Raw genomic sequence first — 14,061 nt, 5'->3', positions numbered from 1 at the left:
TACGGGATGCGGAGACTAAATCTTTTCAGCGTTCGACGGCCATCTCGGGCGTCCAGCCGCGCGTTTTTCCGGGGTTCATCAAACCCATCGGGTCGCTGCGCTTCTTGAATTCGATCTGCTGCGTGTCGATGGTCTTCATGCCGCCGTCTTCGATGGTGACCACATGCGGGTTGAAGATCTGGCAGCCGCCTTGCGACTCGATCTCGCGGATCACTTCGTACTGGTGCGCCTCGCCCTTCCAGCGCACGAGCAGGATGCCGAAGGTGCCGCACTCGCCGCCCGCGCGCGCGAAGTCCTGGTGCTGCAGCACGTCGTCGCCGAAGATTTGCAGATGGCGCTCGACCACCGATGGATCGAAGGGCTGGGCATACGCGACCTGCAGATAGGTCCAGCCGCGGTCGGCCTTCAGCGCCTGCAGCGTCGTGTGGTTGAACGCGCACTCGTAGGCAGGCGGCAGGCCGTCGGCGAGCAGTTCGGCCTCGGTGCCGGCGACGGAGATCATGCCGCCGTGCGCATCGGCGAGCGCGCGGAACTCGGCCATCGACTCGGGCGAGACCATGGTGAAGACTGCATGCCGGTCGATCGGGAAGCGGTCGCGCATTGCCGTGTAGTACGGCGAGAAGCGGGCCTCCACCGTCGAGAGCAGGAAGATGTCGAGCGTCGGCGCCTGCGCTGCGATGCCGAAGTCGAGCGCGCCGCGGTACGTCTCGAACAGCACCGTGCAGTGCACCCATTCGACGGCTGGGCTCAGCGCCACTTCGACATCGAGGATCACGCCGTTGGTGCCGTAGGCGTGATGCACCTGCTGGATCTCGTCGCCCACGAGTTCGATGACGCGCGGCTCGCGCTCCACTGTCAGCACGCGCGCGCGCAGCAGGTTGCCGGGGTCGCGCAGGATGCCGTGGCGAAACGACCCGATGCCGCCGAAGCCGCCCGCGATGAAGCCGCCGATGCTGGCCACGTGCCAGGTCGAGGGCCACATGCGCAGCGCCTGCCCGGTCTCGCGCGCGGCGAGGTCGATGTCGTGCATGCGCGCGCCGGCCTCCACGCGCATGCGGCCGTCCTGGATGTCGAGCACGCGGCACATCTGCGTCACGTCGAGCACGATGCCGCCTTCGAGCGGGACGCACTGGCCGTAGTTGCCGGTGCCGCCCGCGCGCACGGTGAGGGGCAGTTTCCACTTCGCGGCGACCGCTGCAGCTTGCCGCACATCGTCCTCGGTGCTGACCTTCACCACGAGGTCGGCCACGCAGCCCGCGAGCTGTGCGGTGAGGATGGGGCTGTACCAGTAGAAGTCTTTCGACAGCTGCTTGCGCTGGCTCGGTGCGGTGACGAGGTTGAGGCCGCGCAGGTCTTCGCGGACAGCGTCCCAATCGATGACCGTGTGCATCGGCCTAGCGTTCACGGCGCATCTCGCTTTCATGCCAATGGCCGAGCACCATCCGCGACAGCGCGGCGAACACGATGAAGATCACGATGCCCAGCAACGACACCAGCAGCAGCGCCGCGAACATCATCGGGATCTCGGTGCGAAAGCTCGATTCGAGAATGCGCGAGGCGAGACCCGTTTCCTTGCCCGCGGTGCCCGCCGTGAACTCCGCCACCACGGCGCCGATCAGGCTCAGCCCGCCCGCGATCTTCAAGCCCGCCATGAAGTACGGCAGTGCGCTCGGCGCAAGCAGGTAGCGGAAGGTCTGCCAGGGCGAGGCCTTGTAGAGCTGGAACAGGTCGCGCAGGTTGCTGTCGGCGCTCTTCAAGCCGATGACCGTGTTCGACAGGATCGGGAAGAACGCCACGATCCACGCGCACAGCAACAGCGCCGCAGTGGTGCTCGACACATAGATCAGGATCAGCGGCGCGATCGCGATGATCGGTGTCACCTGCAGGATCACCGCGATGGGGAAGAGGCCGATCTCGACCCACTTGAAGAGCGCGAACGCAATCGCCAGCAGCACGCCGCCGACGATGGCCGCCAGCAGTGCGAGCAGCGTGAGCTTCACCGTGAACCACAGCGCGCTGGAGAGCGTGTCCCAGTTGTCGAACAGCGTCTTCAGGATGAGCGAGGGCGCGGGCAGGATGTAGTGCGGGATGTTGTTGGCGCGCACCGTCCATTCCCAGATGAGCAACAGCAGCACGACGATGGCCGCTGGCACGGTGATGCGCAGCAGCGATTCGCGGCGGCGCAACTTGTCTTCGTGCGCGCGCAGCGAGGCCTCGGAGGGCGCCGTGTCCACGTCCGCGAGGGCGACGGGTTCAGTGATCGATGTCGACGCCATGCAGGGCTCCGTGCAGGGATTGCGACACCGCCGTGCAGTGCGCGTTGTAGCGGCTCGAGGTGCGGAACTCTTCGCCGCGCGGATAGGGCTCCTCGATGCGGATCTCGTCGATCACGCGGCCCGGGCGCGCGGCCATCACCACGATGCGGTTCGACAGATACACCGACTCGTACACGCTGTGCGTGACGAACACCACCGAGAAACGGTGCTCGCGCCAGATGGCCAGCAGGTCGTTGTTGAGCTTGATGCGCGTCATTTCATCGAGCGCGGCGAAGGGCTCGTCCATCAGCAGCAGGCGCGGGTGCGTGACCAGCGCGCGCGCGATCGACACGCGCATCTTCATGCCGCCCGAGAGTTCGCGCGGGTACACGTCGGCAAAGCGCGAGAGGCCGACCATCTCCAGCACCTGCTGCACAACCGGCGCCGCCGCATCGCGGCTCTGGCCGGCCAGCTTGAGCGGCAGCCACACGTTGTCGAACACCTTGGCCCAGGGCATGAGCGTGGGCTCCTGGAACACGAAGCCCAGGTCGCGGTCGCTCTGCGTCTTTCCGGTGTTGGCGCCGGACCATTGCATCTCGCCCGAGCTGAGCCGGGTGAGGCCGGCAATCAGACGCAACGCCGTGCTCTTGCCGCAGCCCGAGGGGCCGAGAAAACTGATGAAGTCGTGCTCGCCGATGTCGAGCGTCATGCCCTGCAGCGCGAGCGTGCCGTTGGCAAAACGCTTGCTGACATGGCGCAGGCTGACCAGCGGCGGGGTGGTGGATGGCGTGGTGCTTTCCATGGTGGGCGAGCCTAGCGCCAGGCAGGTTCGTTGGCGAGGCGAGAGAGCGGGAAGCGGTCCACCTCGTGCAGCAGTTCGACGAAGCGGCGGCCCACATGGTCGAGCACTGCGGCGCCCTTCTCGGCCGTGGCGCGCGTGGCATCGCCGGCCGCGCCCGAGGGGTTGATGTCGTGCATCTGCCAGCCGAGCTTGCCGCTGGGGGTGATCGACAGGAACTTGTTTTCTTCGGCCAGTTGCTCGGTCATCGAGCTGAAGTTCTGGAACTGGTCCTTGCGCACATAGTCGGGCGTGAGGTGCAGCATCACCGAGCTTTCGAGGTCGCCCGCGTGGATGCCGTGCTTGCCCTCGTGCGCGGTGAACAGGCCCTCGGGCAGGCCCAGCGTGTACCAGTTGGCGGCCACGACCATCATGTCGTGTTCCTCGCGCAGGTCGCGCGCCACGATGTCCATCACGCTCATCTGTCCGCCGTGGCTGTTGTAGAGCACGAGCTTGCGCACGCCGGCCTTGGCGACGCAGGCGCCGATGTCCTTCCAGAGCGAGATCAGCGTGTTCGCCGACACGGTGAGCGTGCCCGGGTAGCGCGAGTGCTCGTTGCTCTTGCCGTAGGGCACGGTGGGCAGAAACAGCACCGGCAGGTCGTCGGGCAGGTGCGGGAGCGTGGCGCGCACCATGCCGTCGATGGTGGCGGTGTCGGTCGACATCGGCAGGTGCGGGCCGTGCTGCTCGGTGGCGCCCACCGGCAGCACGGCGATGAGCCGTTCGCGGTCGAGGCGGGAGAACTCTTCGCTGGTCAGGTCGGACCAGAAGCGGCTGCGCAGTGTGGGCGGATTCATCGGGGTGTACCTCGTGACGCGACGGCGCGATGATGACCTAAATTATCCGATCGGTCAAAAAAAGTGGCTCAGCATTTACCCACCCTGATCGAGCAGGTGATCTGCCCGAGCACCAAATCAGACGATCTGGATGAATTCAGGCACTCTCATCGCCGCACGATGTAGCGCGTGACGACCGGCGAGGTTTCGCCGATGTGGAACGCCAGCCGGCGCTCCCGCAGCACCATGTCGCTGGCCGTCGCGCGGTTGAAGCGGCGCAGGTGGTCGGTCCACGACTCGTCGACGATCTGTTCCACGTAGCGGCTGGGCTGCGCGATGTCGTGCAGCAGCTCCCAGCCGATCGCGCCCTGGCTCAGGCGCGCGCGGCGCGTCTGCTGCATGACGATGTGGAAGGCGGCGGCACGCGCCGGCTCGATGAGGTACTCGACCGTGATCACCACGCGCCCTTCTTCCTGCGGCGCCTCGGCCGGCGGGCCCGCGGCCCAGCCGGCTTCGGCGGGGCTGGTGTCGTCTTCACCGGTGACGTCGGTCACGAAGCGCAGGGCGATGAGCATCAGCAGCGTGCCGCTCACCGAGGCCACCGCCAGGCTCAGGTTCAGCGCCGTCATGGTCGCCACCTGGCCCCAGATGGCCGCACCGATCGCGCTCGCGCCCATGATCGCCATCTGGTACATCGACATGCCGCGCGCCCGCACCCAGTCGGGCAGCGCGAGCTGCGCCGACACCGAGAGCGAATTGGCCACCGTGATCCACGCCATGCCGCCGAAGAACATCGCCGGCACCGCGACCCATGCGTTGGGCGCGAAGGCCATCACCGCCGTGGCGCCCGACTGCAGCAGCGTGCCACGCAGCACCAGCTGGTCGCGCCCCAAGGCCTGGCGCAGCCGCGGCAGGAACAGCACCGCGATGATCGCGCCCGAGCCCATTGCGGCCAGCAGCAGCGTGAAGGTGCCCGCATCGCCGCCCTTCAGGTTGCGAGCCAGCAGCGGCAGCAGTGCGAGCAGCGCCGTCGAGTGAAAAAAGAAGATCGAGATGCGCGTCAACACCGCGCGCATGCGCTGCGACTGCCGCACGAACTGCACGCCCACGCGCATCGCGCTGATGAGCTTTTCGCGCCCCAGCGGATTGGGCGTGTGCTCGCGCCGCCAGCGCAGCACCACGAAGCCCGAGGCCACCGACAGCACCGCGTTGAGCGCGAACACCCAGATGGTCCCCGCGCTCGCGATCAGCATGCCGGCCGTGAGCGGGCCGATGATGCGCGAGGCGTTCATCGCGATGCCGTTCAGGCCGAGCGCCGCCGGCAGCTGCGGGCGCGGGACGAGCTCCGGCACGATGGCCGAGAACACCGGCCAGCGCAGCGCGAGGCCGATGCCGTTGGCGAAGGTGAGCGCGAGCAGCAGCGGCGCGGTCATCAAATCGAGCGCCAGTGCCGCGCACAGCACGATGGCCGTGCCGGCCAGCCAGAACTGCGTGGCCACAAGCCAGCGCCGGCGATCCAGGATGTCGGCGAGCGCACCGCTCGGAAGGCCCAGCAGGAAGACGGGCAGCGTGGAGGCCGACTGCACCAGCGCGACCCAGATCGGCGAGGTGGTCAGCGAGGTCATCATCCACGCCGCGGCCACATCGTTCATCCACATACAGATGTTGGCAATGAGCCAGGTGCTCCACAGCATGCGGAACACGGGGAGCTTCAGGGGCTCGAGGGCCGCGAACTTCGAGGGTTGCGGCCGCGTGGGCGGCAGGGGTGTCTCTTCGGTCGTTATGGGTGGCATGTGGCGCTATTGTGGCGCGCGCTTTTTGGCGTCAGCCCCGGTCGCTGCGTGCGAGGCGGTGTTCGAGTCGGCGCAGCATCGTGGTCAGCACCAGCGTCATCACCCAGTAGATGACCGAGATCGCGAGGTACGGCTCCCAGTAGCGCGCATACGCGCCGGCCACGGTGCGCGCCGCATAGGCCAGCTCGGCCAGGCCGATGGCGGAGACCAGCGACGTGTCTTTCAACAGCGCGATCGCGTTGTTGCCCAGCGGCGGCAGCATGCGGCGGAAAGCCTGCGGCAGCACCACGTAGCGCATCACCTGCGCCGGCGAGAAACCGATCGAGCGCCCCGCATCGAACTGCCCGCGCGAGATCGACTGGATGCCCGCGCGGAACACCTCCGAGATGTACGCCGCCGAGTTGAGCGTGAGCGCCACCACGCCCGAGATGAGCGCGCCGTGCTCCTGCTTCAGCGTGCGCGCGAGTTCGCCGTCGATGAGGATGCCGCTTGTCGGATGGATGAACACCGGCATCACCGCGAAGTGGATCAAGAGGATCTGCACGAACAGCGGCGTGCCGCGAAAGAAGCTCACGTACACCGTCGCCGGCCAGCGCAAAAAGAAGCGCGCGACCCAGGTCCACGGCGCGTGGCGCGGCTGCGCGAGGCGAGCGAGCGCGAGGCACAGGCCCCAGCTCGAACCCAGCAGCACGCACACCACCGTCATGCGCAGCGTCATCCATGCGCCTTGCCAGAACAGGTCCTTGTATTCGACCAGGATGTCCCAGCGGAACCATCCAAACAAAAGGATCGGTTGTTCCATATTCATCGCCTCCACATCGTCGTCTCAGAAAAAACAAACGGCCGCTTCGAAGGCGGCCGTGATCGGGTCACAGGTGCCGTGCGGCTCAGCGCACGTTCGGGTCCTTGTTGAACCACTTCTTGTAGATGGTGACGTAGCTGCCGTCGGCGCGAATGGCCGCCAGGCCCGCGCTGAGCTTGTCGAGCAGCGCCTTGTCGCCCTTCTTCACGACGATGCCGAAGCCTTCTTCGGGGAAGGACTTGTCGTCCAGCGTCTTGAGGTCGGCATGCTGCGCCACGCGGTAGGCGATGACGCCGTTGTCGCCCATGGCCGCATCGACGCCACCGCCGGCCAGCTCCGAAATGATGAGCGGCGTGCTCTCGAAGCGGCGGATGTTGGGGCTGGTCTTGCCGAACTCGCGCGAGGCGATGTCGTCGGCGGTGGAGGCGCTCACCACGGCGATCTTCTTGCCGGCCAGGTCCTTCAGCGAGGCGACCGTGCTGTTCTTCGGCAGCGCGATCAACTGGCGGGCCGCGAAGTAGGGCGGCGTGAAGTCGTAGCTCTGCTTGCGCTTGTCGTTGATGGTCACGCCCGAGATCACCAGGTCGACGTCGCCGTTGTTCAGCGCGCCGAAGATGCCGGTGAACGGCGTGTTGACGACCTTGATCTTCAGGCCCTGCTGCTTGGCGATGGCGTTGATGATGTCGATGTCGAAGCCGACGATCTGCTTGTCCTTGTTCTCGAAGGCGAAGGGGGCGTAGGTGGCGCTGGAGGCGACGGTGAGTTCGCGGTTCTGCGCGTGGGCACCGAAGGCGAGCGTGACGGCTGCGAGGCCGACAAGGCCGGAAGCCAGGGCGCGGCGGATGGGGTTCATTCGAGGGTCCTCTTCGATCCGCGGAAGGCGGCAGGTGGTGGGCGAGGATTTTAGGCTGGCGCTATCGGATGCCCCTTTGGTTCGCTTGTCTGGCTGTGCAGGCCAACTAAGGTTCTCCGGGAGAGGCCGGGGACATACCTCGGCGGCGGCAGCTTGCTGACTAGCATCCGTGGCATCCCCATTCAGGAGCCTTGCATGATCCAGCGGCGTGCCCTTTCTCGTCTTCTTTGCGGCGTTGGCCTTGCATGGAGCGCCACAGGCGCGCTGGCCGCCGACCCGGCGCCGCGCTTCGACCCGCAGCGCCTGTTGCAGATCGTGAAGACCATCTCCGGCGACGACTTCGAGGGTCGCGCCCCCGCCACGCCGGCGGAGGCGAAGACGGTCGACTACCTCGTGGCCCAGTTCAAGGCCGCGGGCCTCGTGCCCGGCGGCGACCTCGAAGGCGGCAAGCGCGGCTGGACGCAGTCGGTGCCGCTCGTGAAGACCGAGTTCCGCGGCGCCCCGAAGCTCACGCTGCAGGTCGGCACGCAGCGCGATGCGCTGGTGCAGGGCGAACAGATCGCGGTGCGCGCCGCGATGGACGGCTCCACTTCGGTCTCGATCCAGCAGGCGCCGCTGGTCTTCGTGGGCTACGGCGTGAGCGCGCCCGAGCGGCGCTGGGACGACTACAAGGGCGTCGACCTCAAGGGCAAGATCGCCGTCGTGCTGGTGAACGACCCCGACTTCGAAGCTGGAGAGGGCGTCAGCGGTGATTTCGGCGGCAAGGCCATGACCTACTACGGTCGCTGGACCTACAAGTTCGAGGAGGCCGCGCGCCGCGGCGCCCTGGGCGTGCTGATCGTGCACGAGACCGCGCCCGCCGCCTACGGCTGGGCCACGGTGAAGAACTCCAACACCGCGACCATGCTCGACATCGAACGCGACCAGCCCGCCGCCGTGCATCCGAAGCTGGAGGCCTGGATCCAGCGCGATGTGGCGGTCGAACTGCTGCGCCGCGCGGGCCTGGACTTCGAGGCGCAGAAGAAGCTCGCGCAGACGCGCGAGTTCCAGCCGCAGGTGCTGAAGGATGCGAGCCTCACGGCCGAGTACGCGATCGACCGGCAGGTGATCGTTTCCAAGAACGTGGTCGGCCGCGTCGAGGGCCGCCAGCGCCCTGGCGAAACCGTGATCTACAGCGCCCACTGGGACCACCTGGGCGTCGGCGCCCCCGATGCCAAGGGCGACAGGATCTACAACGGCGCGGTCGACAACGGCACCGGCCTCGCCGCGCTCATCGAGATGGGCCGCGCCTTCGCCAGCGCGCCGAAGAAGCCCGAGCGCTCCGTCGTCTTCCTGGCCGTGACGGCCGAGGAGCGCGGCCTGCTGGGCTCCGAGTTCTACGGCGCCAAGCCGCTCTACCCGTTGGCGAAGACCGTGGCCGTCATCAACATGGACGCGCTCAGCCCTGAAGGCCCGGCGCGCAACTTCAGTACCTCGGGCAGCGCCGAGTCGCAGCTGCAGGACCTGCTGGTCGAACAGGCCAAGGGCCTCGGCCTCGCCTACGCGCCGGACCCGCACCCCGAGGCCGGCTACTTCTTCCGCTCCGACCATTTCTCCTTTGCCAAGCGCGGCGTGCCGGCGCTCTCGTTCGCCTCGGGCAACGACTGGGTCGAGGGCGGCCTCGCGGCCGGCGAAGCGTCCGCCAAGGCCTACACCGCCGAGCGCTACCACCAGCCGGCCGACGAATGGAAGGCCGACTGGTCCTTCACCGGCATGGCGCACGACCTGCCGCTGCTCTATCGCGTGGGCGAGACACTGGCGAACAGCAAGCGCTGGCCGGAATGGGGGCAGGGATCGGAGTTCCGCGCGACGCGCGATGCGAGCCGCGCCGAGCGGCGTTGATGGGGCGCGCTTGCCCTCTTCTCTTCAGCGGCCGAAGAGGAAGTAGAGCGCGATCAGCGCGATCAGCGCGATCACGACGGCGCCGATCAACTTGTTCTTCCAACCGCCCGGGGCGGACTCTGAAGCCGAGGACGATGTCCAGGTGAACGTCCGCGTCTGCGAGGTGGAAGACGGCGGCACCGCGAACGGCACGGACGGCAAGGAAGACGTCGACGAAGACGACGAGGTGGTGAAGTCCATCGAATCGACGGAGAACGTCGTCGTGGTCTTCGTCGCTCGCATCTCCGTTCGCGCGCCGGCCACGCGGGCCATGGCGTCCGCAACGATCTCGTCATGCGCCGTACGGCCGGCCAGCGGCTTCAGGTCATCCGCGCTCAGCGCGCCCGCCCGGAGCACCGTCCAGGCGAGCGTGGCGGCCAGCGAATCGGGCGCGGCCCAGGCTTCCTCGTGGGTGGGCAGCATCGAGAGGCTGTGCGAGTGCTGCGCCGCGTCGATCAATTGCAGTGCCAGCAACTGGTCGAGCGCGGTGGCGCTGACGCCGTCGTGCACGCGGCGGTCCAGCAGGCGGATGTGCAACTGCGCCCACGGCGGCAGAGGGAACTCGCCGCTGATGAGGTCGGTGGCCTCGGAAACGATGGCCTGGGCTTCGTTCTCCTGGCCTGTGCCGGCCGCGCGGGTGGGCAGGTCGGGGAGTTGCGCCTGCGGAACGATCTCGCGGGCGACGACCCAGGCGAGGGCTTCGGCTGGCGTGCGAAACAGGGCGTTAGGCAACTCGGGATCGTTGGTGGCGGCTGCGTATTCGGCGTCGGTGAGCAGGCGGACTTGCTGCAGATGGTCCAGTGCGCGGCGGCTGGGGTCGAGATTCATGCGGCTCCCTCTTCTTGTGTCGGTGATGGGGCGGATGCTCGCATACCGCAGAAAGACATCAACCGAACATGTCCTCGCATCGAACGCCTTTTCGGATCAGGTCGTCGATTTCTTTTGCGGAAATTTCCTTTCTTGTTTCAACATTCCAGATGCCCATGTAGAACTTTTCCAGGTTGCATGAAGTGCCAAGCGGTGCAATGTATTTTCCATTTTTCGATATAAAGCGAAACTCTTTTGGAATGCTTGTCGGATCGAAAAAGGAAAATCCTCCAATGCGATCAATTTTTCGCATTACCGCTTTTTCGGAATCATGCTTTCTGATGCTAAAGGGAAAAATAATCTCTCTGGAAGTATCCAGTCGCTTGGCGGCAATGGAGGTTCGAACGCCCAGTGTGTTGCCCCCAACGCGATACATGTCCTGCAAATAGGTCAAGTAAATTCGATTTTCCTCATTGATGTCCAGGATATTCTTGCCGGCCGACTCTCGCATGATCTTGATTTTTATGTTCTTGCTGCATTGATCATAGGCTTCTGACAGATTGCTGAATCCTAGAAAAAGAGTGACCTTCAATTTCTCGTCAAAATGCCTGAAGAGCAAAAAATGACGATCACCCGAATAGTCAAAATTCTCAAAATCTAATTCGGTGGAGCAAGTGCGATATTGCGTTCCTTTTTTGAGGGATAGTGTTCGATTTCCTTTTTTTATTGCGACTATGTCTTGCGAAAAGCAAATCGAAGATGCCACGAGCAACAGGACGGTTGGAATTATTTTCTTCAGCATCGCAAGCCTCATTGATCGAGAAGAATTTTCTTGGCGGCTCTGGTATTCACCAAGCGTTGATCCCACCCGTTTTCTCCTCCATTGATGGCACGGGTAACGGCCTTGGATATTCCCATTTCTTGTGCTTGGTCACCAGGACTGACGGCCAGATAATCCATATCACCATCCATCGTTCGAATCACGGCGGAGCGCTGGAAAGTCATATACCAGCCTCCAGCGTCCATGCAGTTATAAGGCAGCGTTCCGACGACTTGAGGGTTGTCGACGACGCCCGGGATTTTGCGCATGCCGGAAGGATTCTTGGCGGTGTATTGCGGATCGCTCCACCAATGCGCGTCAAAGCTGGCGGCGGCCAGCCATCCTCGATAAACCCAGTACTGAACATAATTGTCCCTGCCGGTCAATTGCTTGAATCCTCTGCCACGGAATTTTTGAGCATCTGGATCTCCCAGGTTGCCCATTCGCCAGTTGTAGGAGCTTGCGATCAGAACCCCTGTGCTGCTGAATTTTTTCGAGTTATACCAATCGACGCGCTCATTCGGATTCAATCCCCACCAATGCCCAAATCGACTTTCGTCAACGGTGGATTGTGAGTTGATTGCGCCTACAACCCCGTGCACCTCTCCATTGACGGCACTGCCGGACATGGCGGTTTCCTGCATGACCCTCAGAAAATCTGATTCTGTTGCACCCTGGCCGAGAATGTGCGGCAATCTTTTTCTTGTATTCAGCAGATATTTCTCCGTCATTCGGTTAAATGGTGTTTGGTATTTTTCGATGGCAAGGAGTATTGAAGGTTTGTCTTTGGGGCGGGTGTGGTTTCCATAGATTTGCTCCATCTCACTGCGGCTCAACCACCCGCATTGCCTCATATGCCCCACGAATTCCCTGGGATGAAATCGCCAGTCGGCTTTCAGGAACGCGTCCGGCAGATTCGTAAACGTCACCGCCTTCGCGTGCTTCACAAACCGCTCCCATTTCTGCGCCCCCGTCGCGTCGTCGTCCGTTGACTTGAAGTCCTCCGTCTCCAGCCAGCCGTACCGTTTCTCGACATCCTTCTGGTCCCACTCGCTCGGAAACTTGCAGATCGTCCGGCGCAGCTTGTTGCGCACCTCGGGTTCTCCCAATCGCCGCGCCAACTGCGCCCGTTCCATGCGCCCCTCATTGGTCCTGTCCGGATCGCGGATCAGCGTTTTCATGCGCAGTGAATCGCAACGCTGGTCGGTCGGGGTCGGGTCGTCGTCGAAACAGTTCCAGCCCGTGATCGCCAGGAAATCGGCGTCGCTGAACTTGAAGGTGCCGGGCGCATTGAGATCGACCCAGAGCCCGCCGTCCGGCGTGACGACCTTGCGCCAGTGGGCGGCGTTGGCGGGCAATGCGTCGGGTCCCAGGTTGCGGCCGAAGCGCAGCAGTTCGTACCAGCCGCTGGGGCTGCTCAAGGCTTGGGTGGCGGCATCGAGCGCGCCGTGCCGGTCGTTGGCAACGGCGGACAGGTCGTACTCGAAGCTCTGCGAGGCGCCGGGGCGCATGGTGGCGACGGTGATGTAGTCGTAGCGGCTGTCGTTGCGGGGCTGGCCGATCGGCGCGCCCAGCCTGTCGTAGCTGGCGAGGATCGCGCTGCCGTGCTCATAGGTGATCTGCACCCACTGCGCGGTGCGCAAGGTGTCGGGCAGGAAGAAGTCGGTGGCGGCGCTCGCCGCGCCGCCTGCGTGGACGGCCGACCGCAGGTGGCTGGTCGGCTGGCTCGCGCGCGTTGGCGTGCCTGCGGGGAGATAGATATAGAGGCTTCCGAAAACGGCGTCGGTGCGGCCGTTGGCCGCCGGTGGCTGGGGCGCCAGCGGATCGGCCCAGTTCCGCTTGCGGGTGGTCAGCTTCTCGAGGTTCGCCTCGTCGCAGCAGATCTCGAAATGGATCTGCCCGTCGTGGCCGTAGATCTGTCCCGGTGTGCCCAGCGCTTCCTTGCGAAAGACGACGTCCCCGGCCTTCAGCGGCTGGCGCGTCCTGGGGTGATTGGCGAGGCTCCCCAGGTGCATGCACGCGCTGTAGTAGACGAACTCGGTCGCCACCGTGCCCGCCGCCCCGATCTCGCCCTTGTGCGCGATGACGACGAAGCCGTCGCTGGTCCACGCGGGACTGGGCGTGCCTCCGTTGAACGGGTTGTAGTTGAGCGCGTGGTTGACGTCGTTGTTGGGCGCGGTCGGCGGATGCACGAAGACGACGGTCCCGTCGGCAACGGCGCGCACCGGCAGGTACGCGCCCGCGGCCTGCGGTGCCTGGATATGGATACCGTTGTGCCAGCCCAGCCGGAGGCTGAGGGGAAAGGAGCCTTCGGCGGCATTGGTGTTGGAGAGCCGGGAGGTGGGCTGCGCCATGGCGGCGTCGAGCCAGGCGGTTTCGGATTGCGACGTGCGGGCAGGCAGAAAGGGTGGGCTGAGGATCATGCGAACCATGAAGAAGGTGGAAGGCCGGGCTCGTCCCGGCCGGGGCTCCACAGTCTTGTCGGCTCACCGATTTCGCAATGCCAACAATGGTCACCCCTGCATGCGGGGCGCGCACAAAACCCGCGCGAAGCGGGCAAAAGTCATTGGCTGGATCGAGCGGGCCCGTGCTGCGCCGCTACTTCGCCAGATGCCCCAGCGGCAGCGCACTGCTCGCTTTCACCTCACCGAGCGAAAAACTCGTGTGCAGGTCCTTCACGTTCGGCAGGTTCATCAAGTGCTGCCGCGCGAAGGCCGAAAAACCGTTCAGGTCCTGCGCCACCACCTGCAGCTCGAAGGTGCCGGTGCCGCTGATGTAGTGGCAGGCCACCACCTCGGGCATCTTGCGGATCGCGTCTTCCAGCTTGCGGGTGGCCTCGTTGGTGACGCGCTCGGTGTCCACGCGCACGAAAGCGAGCACGCCCAGCCCTATCTTGTGGCGGTCGATCTCGGCGCGGTAGCCCTTGATGAAACCCGCCTCCTCCAGCGCCCGCACCCGCCGCCAGCAGGGTGCCGCCGAGAGCCCGACGCGCTGCGCAAGCTCGGCATTCGTGAGGCGTCCGTCAGCCTGCAGTTCTTGCAGGATTGCGAGGTCGAACTTGTCAATGCTTTCCATGGATGCCGATGTTAAGCAAGATTCTTTCTGGAAGCGCGTTTTTCGGGGCAAAGAACGCAAACACCTGTCGCGGACCCCGGCATACACTTTGCGTGATCATGGGCTCGCGCCCTACCGGGCAC

At 64.9% G+C, this 14,061-nt stretch carries 12 protein-coding genes; 1 reads left to right on the top strand and 11 read right to left on the bottom strand.

Annotated features, from left to right (window positions below):
* Nucleotides 1–25 precede the first annotated feature (25 nt).
* The 7 genes from QFZ83_RS27810 to QFZ83_RS27780 all read right to left on the bottom strand — a co-directional run bounded on the left by QFZ83_RS27810 (nt 26) and on the right by QFZ83_RS27780 (nt 7,317).
* Nucleotides 26–1,390, bottom strand: a complete 1,365-nt coding sequence (locus QFZ83_RS27810) for an FAD-binding oxidoreductase (RefSeq protein ID WP_307511605.1) — start codon at nt 1,388–1,390, stop codon at nt 26–28.
* 4 nt (nt 1,391–1,394) lie between these two features.
* On the bottom strand, nt 1,395–2,276 hold the full coding sequence (locus QFZ83_RS27805) for an ABC transporter permease (RefSeq protein WP_013544197.1): 882 nt from the start codon (nt 2,274–2,276) through the stop codon (nt 1,395–1,397).
* On the bottom strand, nt 2,254–3,057 hold the full coding sequence (locus tag QFZ83_RS27800; protein ID WP_013544196.1) for an ABC transporter ATP-binding protein: 804 nt from the start codon (nt 3,055–3,057) through the stop codon (nt 2,254–2,256). Before QFZ83_RS27800 ends, QFZ83_RS27805 begins: the two co-directional genes overlap by 23 nt.
* Nucleotides 3,058–3,068: 11 nt before the next feature.
* Entirely contained in the window at nt 3,069–3,890 is an 822-nt protein-coding gene (locus tag QFZ83_RS27795; RefSeq protein WP_306881193.1) for a creatininase family protein, read from the bottom strand.
* A gap of 146 nt (nt 3,891–4,036) precedes the next feature.
* Entirely contained in the window at nt 4,037–5,662 is a 1,626-nt protein-coding gene (locus QFZ83_RS27790; RefSeq protein WP_307511602.1) for an MFS transporter, read from the bottom strand.
* Between the two features lie 31 nt (nt 5,663–5,693).
* Nucleotides 5,694–6,464 (bottom strand): amino acid ABC transporter permease, encoded by a 771-nt coding sequence (locus QFZ83_RS27785; RefSeq protein WP_307511601.1) that lies wholly within the window; start codon nt 6,462–6,464, stop codon nt 5,694–5,696.
* An 85-nt stretch (nt 6,465–6,549) separates the two neighbouring features.
* Nucleotides 6,550–7,317: a basic amino acid ABC transporter substrate-binding protein gene (locus QFZ83_RS27780; protein WP_306881185.1), complete on the bottom strand. Its 768-nt coding sequence runs from the start codon at nt 7,315–7,317 to the stop codon at nt 6,550–6,552.
* A gap of 195 nt (nt 7,318–7,512) precedes the next feature.
* On the opposite strand from QFZ83_RS27780, the gene QFZ83_RS27775 reads away from it, so the two are divergent.
* Nucleotides 7,513–9,198, top strand: a complete 1,686-nt coding sequence (locus QFZ83_RS27775; RefSeq protein WP_307511599.1) for a M28 family metallopeptidase — start codon at nt 7,513–7,515, stop codon at nt 9,196–9,198.
* Between the two features lie 24 nt (nt 9,199–9,222).
* On the opposite strand, the gene QFZ83_RS27770 is transcribed toward QFZ83_RS27775, so the two are convergent.
* From QFZ83_RS27770 to QFZ83_RS27755, 4 genes are all read right to left on the bottom strand, one after another.
* The gene (locus QFZ83_RS27770) at nt 9,223–10,065 is read right to left on the bottom strand and encodes a hypothetical protein (protein WP_307511598.1); all 843 of its coding nucleotides are present in this window, start codon (nt 10,063–10,065) and stop codon (nt 9,223–9,225) included.
* A 58-nt stretch (nt 10,066–10,123) separates the two neighbouring features.
* Complete coding sequence (locus QFZ83_RS27765) at nt 10,124–10,846, bottom strand: hypothetical protein (RefSeq protein ID WP_307511596.1); 723 nt, start codon at nt 10,844–10,846, stop codon at nt 10,124–10,126.
* A gap of 8 nt (nt 10,847–10,854) precedes the next feature.
* The gene (locus QFZ83_RS27760; RefSeq protein WP_307511594.1) at nt 10,855–13,296 is read right to left on the bottom strand and encodes a hypothetical protein; all 2,442 of its coding nucleotides are present in this window, start codon (nt 13,294–13,296) and stop codon (nt 10,855–10,857) included.
* 166 nt (nt 13,297–13,462) lie between these two features.
* Nucleotides 13,463–13,939: an Lrp/AsnC family transcriptional regulator gene (locus QFZ83_RS27755; RefSeq protein WP_042577412.1), complete on the bottom strand. Its 477-nt coding sequence runs from the start codon at nt 13,937–13,939 to the stop codon at nt 13,463–13,465.
* Nucleotides 13,940–14,061 lie beyond the last annotated feature (122 nt).

The organism is Variovorax sp. W1I1 (assembly GCF_030815625.1).
Lineage (GTDB): Bacteria > Pseudomonadota > Gammaproteobacteria > Burkholderiales > Burkholderiaceae_C > Variovorax > Variovorax paradoxus_C.
This window is presented reverse-complemented; position numbering and strand designations above follow the sequence as displayed.